Below are 9,515 nucleotides of genomic sequence, written 5' to 3'. Positions count from 1 at the left end.
CGAACTGAATCAAGCGGTGACCGAGCGCGTAACCCACGTCCGCTGGTCCGGTTTGGCGAAGAACCATCATGGCTCCATCGCGATTCGAGATAACGACACACTCCAGCTGATCGAGCGGTACTCGTCCGGCGGGATCCTTCCGCACGAAGTCAGACTGCTCGAGGACGGCAAGCACATCGCGGTTGCAAACTACGGTTCAACGAAATGGCCGGAGGGTTCAACAGGCTACGACCGCTACATCGTGGAGCCGTGTCTCAATTTGATCGAGCTCTCGAGCGGCAAGATCGTCGAACAATTTCTCGGCGAGCCCGCGACTGCCGAGTTCAGACATCTGAGTGCGTACAATCGCGAACGGATCTTCGTACTTCAGAATGCCCAGATGTCGATCGGTGCATTCCACTCGCTGATGAGCGAGAAGACCGAGCCGTACCGCACGTTCAAGCAAAAAACAGAATTCACCGCTGGAGCGCCGCTGCCGCTGCTCCATTTTGACTTTGATCGCCCCGAGGGTCCGCGCCGGGATCTCACCTGCGAAAACCTGGCCGACATGACCCGAGGCCAGAGTGTCGAGTACGATCCCATTCACGACGAGGCGATCGCATCATTCCCTCAGTCCGGCACCATCATCGCTTTCTCCGGCAAGACCGGAGCCGCAAAGGTGATCGATTGCACGAGTCTCGGTCTCACCCACCCCCGCGGAGTCGCGATGCATCCCGACGGCAAACACTACGGTGTGGCCGGGGATGCAGCGAATCTGTTTGTCTTTGAGCGTGGCACGCACCGACTGGTGCGCGAGCGATGTAGTTACACAGCCATGCATCGGCACAGCCACATGGCAGCCGGTTGAGCGACTCTGGCCGGTGCGCGCAAGGGAGCTGACCTGCTCTCTACTGCTCCCAATCACAGCTGCACCGCACCGAAAGCGTGTCGGGAAGCGGATCGTTCTTCGACAGGTAGAGACAGGCTTCCACGAACTGATTGTTTAGAATGTCGGCGACGGCCAACGTGACGGGTCGGCGACCCAACTCGTTGCCATCTTGAGCATCGAGGAAGGTGGCTACACACTCAACTGTCCCCGGTTGGGGCTTGGTCACCGCGGGGGCGGGCTCGCCGCCATCACAACCAATCGCCAGGAGAAGAGCGCAGACCGTTGCAATGACCAGGTGGTGGGGATTCATGGAAGTTTCAATACCTTCGGCAAGTCGCAGTCCCGCAGGACCATGAAGAGATAATCGGAAAGCGGCGCGTCGAAGGTATAGCGTAACTCATGGATAAGTTTCCCTAGGGCGGGCTCTGGGGTCGTGACCGTCGCGATGTCGATTCTCTGGCTCCCAATGCGGGCCAGGTCGGGCATAAGGGGTGGTACGCGACCCATTTGCTTTCGCGTCAGCGCGGTCGACACGACGAACAGACCGTCCGGACTGAAGACCCGCAGCACGTTCTCTCCCTCAACTTTGAGTTGTGGAACTTCTCCCTTGATGGTGGTAGGGATCAGGTCGTAAACCGGGTGTGACGCGGCATCGAGGCGCGGATCGTAGCCGCAACGAGAGTTCCCCAGCCCCACAATCGGCGTTCCCGGCGGTCGCTTCGCCAGTTCCTCACGCACGAGGGCACCCATCCGTGCGTGCAACTGCTGTCGCTCCATGGGATCGGGTCGGTCACCGTGATACGCGGCGAAGAGCCCGCATAGCAAGACTGGAGCAATCAGATGAGGCCAGCGGAATGGCCGACGCCACATGCTCGCCGCAAAAATGGCAATGCCGAGGAGGGGCAAATAGAGCTGACGATTACTGGGATAGTTGGTGAATGACACCGCGGCGCGACTGATCAAGGGAGGGGCCAAGAGCGCGAGATAGACCACAAGACCAAACAACGTGGCGGGTCGGCGTCCAAGACGCAAGCCCGCAAAGCCAACCGTCGCTAGCAGACAGGCCAATACCAAAGGTTGGGACACCCACCGAAGCAATGAGATCGGTTGCCAGCGCATCACGCCTACGAAGGATCGCACGAGGTAGCCATAACCGTCCGCCGCAGCGATCCCAAAGAACTCACCCAGCCCTGCGCGATAGGATGAGTCGGTGAGAGTGGCGTCTTGCGCATTCGCCCAGATGATTGCGAAGTAGACCGGATAGATGGAGAGGAGTGTCGCGCGCATCCCGAGTGTTAGGGCGCGCGTTGAGTGAGTTTTTGCTGCGACGAGATCGATCCCTAGCAACAAGATAGGCACCGCGATTGCAGCTTCGTAGCTGGTGATGGCAATGAATCCGAATAGCGGAACGGCCCAACCCACAATGCCGCCGCGCTGCACTCGGAATACCCATGCCGTGCCGGCGAGCAGGCTAAATAGCCCGGCCACAAGAATGGGCTGGCACGCAACCCAGTCGATCGGTTGATCGACGACCGGATGTAGCCCTAGCGGCGCGACCAGCAACGCCGCCTTCCTCGGGTCCTTGATCAGCCGTAGCAATAGAAAGAATCCAAGCCCACAGCTGATAAGGTGGAGCGCCAATGAAACGCGCTTGTAGGAGGGCGCATGACTTCCGAACAAACTCGCCTCGACCCCCAGCAACGCGCTCGGAAGCAACCGGACATAACGCCGCTGATAGCGCTCGTGCCCTCGGTACCAGGCGCTTCCGGAGCGTCCGGGAAAATCACCATTAAACACAAATGTGCGTTCTCGCAGCTCCGGCGAGTGCACGTTGGCGAATATGTACGGTTCATCACCTCCGAACGGACCCCGGGTATGTGGAAGCAAACCGGCAGCGATAACCAAAAGAGTTGCCGCCAGCAGCGCCAGAGTCAGTCCCCGCGAGATTTCGTGTTGCCTCGGTCCGCTCGAGCGACCGGGGGCGCCAGCGGCGCTCATCTAAAATCTCCCTGGGTGCAAAAAAGGTCCATTTGAACGCCGAATCATGAAATTCTATCCGATACGGTAGATGAGCCCCGAGGTTGATGCACGACATGAGAGATGCTGAACAGCGGTCGGACCTAACCGATCTGCGGAGACGACTCGAGCTTACACTTCGCGTGACAGCGGCATTTTGCTTCATCGGTCACGGTGTGTGGGGCACGATCACGAAGGCCAGCTGGCTCCCTTTCTTCGAAGCGATGAACATTTCTGAATCGTCGGCCTGGCAGCTCATGCCTCTCGTGGGTTGCTTCGATATCACATTGGGACTGCTCTTGCTTTGGAAGCCCCGCCGAGCAATTTTGCTTTGGATGTTCGGTTGGGCAGTCTTCACTTCTCTGCTCCGGCCCCTCGCGGGCTTCAGCCTGTGGGAGGTCTGGGAGCGGGCAGGAAACTTCGGTCCCCCCTTGATTCTGCTCGTGCTTGGCGGCGCAATGTCGGCCACGAGGCGGGATTGGTTCGGAAGGATGGATCTTCCTGACCTCACATCTGAACGCGTCAATCAACTCGAATTCTTGCTTCGCCTCGCCCTCGCACTTCTTCTACTCGGCCATGGCGCATTTGGTGCCTTTATGCAGAAGGCGATTTTGCTCGAGCATTGGGCATCCATCGGGATCGCGGCGACTCCGAATTTCCTCATTTCTGTTGGCTGGTTCGAAATTGCCTTGGCGGCGTCAGTGCTCCTGTTGCGGACTCCTGGCGTGCTGTGGTTCGTTCTCGCCTGGAAGCTCATGACGGAGTTTCTGTACCCGATCTCGGGCGGACCACTCGATGTCTTTGAGTTTGTCGAGCGCGCGGGCGCCTACGGAATTCCAATCGCGCTGCTCGCAATCAGTAGATGGCGAGCGAAGCCCAAGTTGGAACTCATCGGGTCAGAAGAACTGTCCTAGCTGGCCAGGGCAAGCTTTCGCAACGCAAAGATCGTGCGAAAGACGCGTGCCGAACGTAGGAAAAATAAGCTGAATTTTCAGTTCCGCCGATAAAATACAATAAGTCGAATAGCTCGATTGTTTGGGGAATTTGTCCGGTTCGGGGCATCTCCAGAAATACAGGAATCAGAGTAGTACTGTATGTCATCAAAACATTTCGGAATCGAGATGGCTCTCACTAAGAGGGGGCGAGTCAACAGAGCTTCGCGCAACTTGTATGTGGGGGCACATTTGGGGGCATATCTCAAAACCCGAACTGCACTCCCCCATCAAACTCAACCACTTAGCGCCCCAGTTCAATAGTGCTCGGCTCCACCATTTATTCTATCTACCCATGCCCAGAAAAACCTCCGCCATCAGCTCAACCTTGATGTCGTTCCCGTCTACTTGAACTCTGTAAGAGACCACTCCTTCGGTGGCAGGCGGCTCGAGGACGTTCCCCGTGGTGATGTCGAAGGTGGCCCCATGCCAGGGGCAGGTCACCGCCGTGCCGTTCACCTCACCTTCTGAAAGTGATCCTCCTCGGTGCGTACAGACGTCGTCGATGGCGTAATAGCCACCATCGCAATTGAATAGGGCAATCCTGCGCCCATCCGCCTCGACCGCTTTGGTCGTTCCAGGCGGTACATCGTTCGCTTCCGCGACTTTGATGAGTTGTCCCATTCGTTTGGCCTCCTCGAAACACCGAAGTCTCACACGTCAGGGGCGGCGCCGCTCCCCCACCCTGGCAACGTGAGTATTCTGCACCGAACACCGGCGCGAAGAAAATGGCATCACGCGATGGCTCACATTTTCAGCCCCAGTGCGGCGCGGTCGGGATGGCCCAGGGCGACGAGGAACATGACGCTCTTGCCCGCGGCGTGAGGCGAGAAAAACTCCGTCACCTCGTCGTCGAAGAAGGTCAGCCCGCTGGCGCCGAAGCGCTGGGCGTAGGCGGCGAGGTACAGGCGGCCTCCCGTGATGCCCCCCTCGAGCTGCGCAGCGCGGTAGCCGCGATTGCCGAACCGCGCCAGCACTGGAGAGAGGCTGGCCAGGCTGTAGATGTTCACCGCCGCGTCAGCTGGTAGCTCTTGGCCCAGGCCCAAACGGCCGGCCGTTCCTCGGAAGCTCCCCGCGCGCAGCAGCTCCAGCGAGCAGTCGCGGCGGCGGTAGTAGTAGGCCCCCGGAGACAGCCCCGCGACGGCGTGCACGATGAGGTAGAGGTCTAGGAGGCTCGCACCCGGCGGGTCCAGAAAGTCACCGGGCACGCCGCGCGTGGCGCGGTCGAGCACCGTGGAAAGCTCTTCGAAAGACAGCGAACGAGTCTTGTCGAATACCCGGGTCGAGCCGCGCCTTCGGATCACGGCGTCGAGCGACTCGCGTGGAAGTTCCGGCTCAGCCTTCGGCCGCAGCGGGTGCAGAGAGCCGGTCGCGACGGGCTCCTCCATCACAGGGGAGGGGCCGCGCCAGGCGGCCGCCTCGACGCCGTCCGCGAGGGAGGAGGCGGCGTGCTGCGCGCGGATTGCCGGATAATCGACCTCCGAGCGAGAGAGCGGCTCGGTTTCGAGTCGCAGCTCCGGCACGGGCGGGGCGGTCGGCGCCCTTCGCCCGGACCGACCGACGGCCACGAGCGCGATCGCACCCTCGCGCTCGGGGTCGAGACCGAGCAGCCGCTCCACGGGACGGTCTGCGAAGCCCATCACCAGCAGCGGCTCGAGCTGCGCGGATCCAGCCGCAGCGAGCAGGTTTGCGTGCAGCGTCCCTCCGTCCCAGAAACAGTGCCGGTAGGCTCGCGCCTGGTACTTCCAGGCGTTGCGCCAGTACGTCGAGGCGCTCGCGATGATCACCGGCGCGCGTACCAGGTCGGGACTTCGCCCGGACGCTTCGACGAGAACCGCGCGATAGTCGCCCTCGCGCAGTCTGCGAAGGGCGAAGTCGTGCGGACCGAAGTGATACACCCCGGCGGAAAGGCCCGGGAGCTCACCCGCGACGACGTAGAGATCGATGTGATGGAGCGCGCCGGTGTTCGGGTGGGCGCGGAACAAGATCTCACCGCCCGCATGGCGCTTGCGCTTCGTGATCCCCGCAGACAGATAGAGGATGCGGGAAAGGGTGGCGAGGTCTACGGTCCGCTCGCCGTCGCCATTCGTGGTCGGGGCAGTGACGGGGGGAGAGATCACCTCGAGCGCTGGAAGGTCGTTCCCTGGAGAGTTCTGCGGAAGCGGGATCGCCTCCAGATCTCGGTAGATCTTGAAAGGCAGCGGTTGGTTCTCAAGGTCGAGGAAGTGGCGGCTCGCGCGAACACTCTGCTCGCTGTGCTTGGTAGCCTCGTGATACTCGAGCGTGGCCGCCGTGGATCGGTTGGACATCAATTCAACCTCGGCCGCTCGGAGCTGCGAGATCTCGTGATCAATGCGTCACTTCGCGGCATCCTCTGACTCTGCTACACGTGCCCCGCCCGTGGGAAGCATAAACTGAGGCTTTCGGATCGCGCTGCGCCGGTGCTCGGCGTCGAGGTACGTATCGGGACCGCAGAGTCGCGGAGACTGCGCCGGGCTTCGGCCGGGGCTTGCGCTCAGGATAGCGCGATATCGCCCTCGACTCGGTGGTCCAGCCCGATGCTCTCGATTTGGACGCGCGCGGTCGCCTTCAACTTCTCTCCGCCCTTGAGCCGGCCGGCCTCGACCGCCCTGCGCACGGCGCTCTCGATCTCGCGCTGGGAAGTCACACCCACCTGCTTGAGAAACTTGCGCACTTCGATGTTGAACGTGTCCTCATTCATAACGGCCTCGCGGTTCGTCGACAGTAGCCTCCGCCCAAACCCCTTGGAGCGAGCGTACACCAGAGCGCAAGGAGACGTAGACTTCCGACCGGTGACCAGCCACCTAAGGGTCACCCACCTGGAAACCTCCCATTCGTTCTCAAAATCAGTACGCCGCGAGGCAGAACTCTTCCCCGCGGTGGAACAGGGCGATCCAGGATGTTATGAGACGGAGCTGGTTAATAGATCACGGTGCCGTCAACCATTCCACCGGGCCACCCATCATCGGCCGGAAATAACAAATCATCCGGCCATCTTCGCCCGCGGTTGCCGATTCAGCCCAGGGCGCAACGCCGTGCACGATCAAGCGGTGGGCGATAAATGCTTCGCCCGGCATGGCGGCAATCTCCACCCGCTTGCAGGTTTCAAACACCGTTCGGCGCATCTGGTGATAAACTTCGGTGATATCCTCGTCACCCCACTGGTCGGACGGTAAGTCGTCAAAGCGCTCGTTGACTGCTGCACGAATAATTTCGTGCGAACCCTCCCAGACAACAAACGGGGACGCATCCGCACTGAATTCAACCATCGGGATGCCAAGTATAAAATGGTGGTATTCGCGAAGATGCCTGCGCCGATCCACGCCTTCCGGCAGCAGGCCATCGACATGGGCCGCATCGCGGTCGCGCCGATACCGAAAAGCGGCAGCGGACTCGGATTCCATCGGCTGGGGATAGCGCGGGTAGCACACGGAAACCTGTCCGCGGTCCCATTCAAATCCCGAAAGCCCCAATGACTGCCGAATAAAACTGATTGCAATACCGCATACAGGACCGCTGTTTCCAACCGCACCGGAGGTATCGTTCGGCAACGCATTGACGCCGGCGAACCAGGTACCACCGCAGCGCAACCACCGGGCATTCTTTTTCGCTTTTACCGCTTCACGTGCCGATGGAAGTGCGCGCTCCACCCATTCGACCAGCGCGAGATCGTATTCAAATCGGCGCCAGCCCTTTTTATAAAAAGATTCGCTGTTCACGGCTCACAGAATGGGCGGACGCACACAATCCAAACCACGGTCATCTTCACATTATGCCGTGAACACGAAACGAGACCACCGTCAAGGTAGATTCTCTCGACAAGCGTATCGGCTTCGCTAGACGGTGCAGCGAATCGAACCCTGTCCGTCCTCAATATCGGTACACCGTGATTTTGCAGGATTTTTCGCATCCGACGAGGGCAGTTCACCGAACGCTCACGAATTAACTCATTAGAATCGGTCTTCTTTGGCAACTGACCCCCAGCTTCGGATAAGTGTGAACGTATGAGCCCGGCCCGGCCGTCGCGAGACGTAAGGAAGGCAGGCTGAGCCGGAAATGCCCCGTGCTTTCAGGGTGTTGCAATTGAGACGCTCTGAGTGCTGAATGTGTCTGAACGCAGCAGGGTTATACTCATCGGCGCTTCGCAGAAACGCCGCTTCTATTTACCTACCAACCTGCGCTGCTTATCGCCGGGGAAGATGAGTCCGGGACACCCAGCACCTGGGGGCAACTTTGGGGGCAACTCGAAAAAATCGAACAGCACTTCGCCAACGAACTCAACTGGTTACAAGCCCAGTTCAATGGAGCTCGGCTCCACCATTGGATCTTCTTGGACGCCCTCGTACACCCAAACTCAACGTATGCATACTAGAGGTTGTTGGGATATGGAATTCGGCGCGATCCTGGCGAGTGTCGCTAGCATGTCCTACACGCTTTCGAATATTCGATGAGTCACGCAAGGCCGGTGTGAAGAAGTAGGCGTATTCAATGATCGACCGCAACCATCTTAAAACACTCATCGCTAGCGAGGCCGCCGAGTTCGAGGCGCGGCACCCCAGGTCGAGCGAACTATTCAAGCAGGCTGGCGGCGGATTGCTAGGTGGCGTTCCAATGTCTTGGATGACGGCATGGCAATCCCGATTTCCGATCTTCGTAGAACGGGCTGTTGGATCGCGTGTCACTGATGTCGATGGCCATGACTACATCGATTTCTTTTACGGCATAACAGCCGCGATGTTCGGCCACGCGGTCCCGGCGGTGGTAGACGCGATCACCCACCGCGCTCAAAACGGAACCACATTCATGCTGCCCACCGAGGATTCGGTTTGGCTCGGCCGCGAGTTTGCGCGGCGGTTTGGGCTGCCCTCGTGGCAGATCGCTCTGACCGCCACCGACGCCTGCCGTTTCACTATCCGCACAGCGCGCGCCCTGACGAACCGCCCCAAGGTTCTAGTATTCGACGGCTGCTACCACGGCACCGTTAGCGACACCATGGTACGTCTCTGTAATGGCGAGATGCGGCCATTGCTCGATGGCCTCAATTTTGGGCGCGACCTGTCGGAGACTACACGAATCATCCAATTCAACGACATCGAGGCCCTGGAAAAGGCGCTCGCGCCAGGCGATGTTGCCTGTGTTCTGTGCGAGCCGTTGCTGACCAACGGCGGCATGGTGTTTCCCGACGACGGGTATCACGATTCCCTGCGCCGCCTGACCCGCAACGCCGGAACCTATCTCGCCATCGACGAGACCCACACTATTTGCGCTGGCCCAAGGGGCTACGCCGTTGCCAACGACCTGGAGCCCGATTTCCTGGTGTTCGGTAAATCCATCGCCGGCGGTGTGCCGGCCGCGATTTACGGCTTTACCGCCGAAATCGCCGGGCGCGTCGGTGAGTTGCTGGCCGGCGGCGGCGACCCGGGTATCGGCGGAACCCTCATGGGCAATGCGATGTCGATCACGGCCCTGCGTGCATGCTTTGAACACGTCATGACTGAGTCCAATTATGCCAAGATGACCGACCTCTGCGGCCGCCTCGTCGATGGCATGACGGACGTCATCGATACCCACGCCCTACCCTGGCAACTGTCGTCTCTGGGCGCCCGAGCCGAGCTGCA

At 60.1% G+C, this 9,515-nt stretch carries 9 protein-coding genes; 3 read left to right on the top strand and 6 right to left on the bottom strand.

Annotation, left to right across the window (positions count from 1 at the left end):
• Positions 1–16: 16 nt before the first annotated feature.
• The gene (locus IH881_19010; GenBank protein MCH7869791.1) at positions 17–847 is read left to right on the top strand and encodes a DUF1513 domain-containing protein; all 831 of its coding nucleotides are present in this window, start codon (positions 17–19) and stop codon (positions 845–847) included.
• Positions 848–887: 40 nt separating this feature from the next.
• Here IH881_19010 and IH881_19005 read toward each other — a convergent pair whose 3' ends face one another.
• Both IH881_19005 and IH881_19000 read right to left on the bottom strand, forming a co-directional pair.
• Positions 888–1,178: a hypothetical protein gene (locus IH881_19005; protein ID MCH7869790.1), complete on the bottom strand. Its 291-nt coding sequence runs from the start codon at positions 1,176–1,178 to the stop codon at positions 888–890.
• Positions 1,175–2,866, bottom strand: a complete 1,692-nt coding sequence (locus tag IH881_19000) for a hypothetical protein (GenBank protein ID MCH7869789.1) — start codon at positions 2,864–2,866, stop codon at positions 1,175–1,177. The genes IH881_19005 and IH881_19000 overlap by 4 nt, the downstream gene beginning before the upstream one ends.
• 161 nt (positions 2,867–3,027) lie before the next feature.
• On the opposite strand from IH881_19000, the gene IH881_18995 reads away from it, so the two are divergent.
• On the top strand, positions 3,028–3,798 hold the full coding sequence (locus IH881_18995; protein MCH7869788.1) for a hypothetical protein: 771 nt from the start codon (positions 3,028–3,030) through the stop codon (positions 3,796–3,798).
• A 363-nt stretch (positions 3,799–4,161) separates the two neighbouring features.
• Here the strand turns inward: IH881_18995 and IH881_18990 are convergent, their stop codons facing one another.
• From IH881_18990 to IH881_18975, 4 genes are all read right to left on the bottom strand, one after another.
• Positions 4,162–4,500: a non-heme iron oxygenase ferredoxin subunit gene (locus tag IH881_18990; protein MCH7869787.1), complete on the bottom strand. Its 339-nt coding sequence runs from the start codon at positions 4,498–4,500 to the stop codon at positions 4,162–4,164.
• A gap of 122 nt (positions 4,501–4,622) precedes the next feature.
• Positions 4,623–6,185: a SagB/ThcOx family dehydrogenase gene (locus IH881_18985; protein MCH7869786.1), complete on the bottom strand. Its 1,563-nt coding sequence runs from the start codon at positions 6,183–6,185 to the stop codon at positions 4,623–4,625.
• 206 nt (positions 6,186–6,391) lie between these two features.
• Positions 6,392–6,598, bottom strand: coding sequence for a hypothetical protein (locus IH881_18980; GenBank protein MCH7869785.1), 207 nt, complete (start codon positions 6,596–6,598; stop codon positions 6,392–6,394).
• A 226-nt stretch (positions 6,599–6,824) separates the two neighbouring features.
• A complete protein-coding gene (locus IH881_18975) occupies positions 6,825–7,616 on the bottom strand; it encodes a hypothetical protein (protein ID MCH7869784.1) in 792 nt (263 codons plus the stop codon).
• 769 nt (positions 7,617–8,385) lie between these two features.
• Between IH881_18975 and IH881_18970 the strand changes: the two genes are divergently transcribed.
• On the top strand, positions 8,386–9,515 hold a 1,130-nt coding region (locus IH881_18970; protein MCH7869783.1), incomplete at its 3' end, for an aminotransferase class III-fold pyridoxal phosphate-dependent enzyme.

It is taken from the genome of Myxococcales bacterium, assembly GCA_022563535.1.
GTDB lineage: Bacteria > Myxococcota_A > UBA9160 > UBA9160 > UBA4427 > DUBZ01.
Note: the sequence above shows the minus strand (reverse complement) of the source record. Positions and strands in the feature narration are given on the sequence as shown.

What these genes read in the sequence shown, in the direction of transcription:
- IH881_19005 (MCH7869790.1), bottom strand. Translation starts at nt 1,178, where the DNA reads ATGAATCCCCACCACCTGGTCATTGCAACGGTCTGCGCTCTTCTCCTG.
- IH881_19000 (MCH7869789.1), bottom strand. Translation starts at nt 2,866, where the DNA reads ATGAGCGCCGCTGGCGCCCCCGGTCGCTCGAGCGGACCGAGGCAACAC.
- IH881_18990 (MCH7869787.1), bottom strand. Translation starts at nt 4,500, where the DNA reads ATGGGACAACTCATCAAAGTCGCGGAAGCGAACGATGTACCGCCTGGA.
- IH881_18985 (MCH7869786.1), bottom strand. Translation starts at nt 6,185, where the DNA reads ATGTCCAACCGATCCACGGCGGCCACGCTCGAGTATCACGAGGCTACC.
- IH881_18980 (MCH7869785.1), bottom strand. Translation starts at nt 6,598, where the DNA reads ATGAATGAGGACACGTTCAACATCGAAGTGCGCAAGTTTCTCAAGCAG.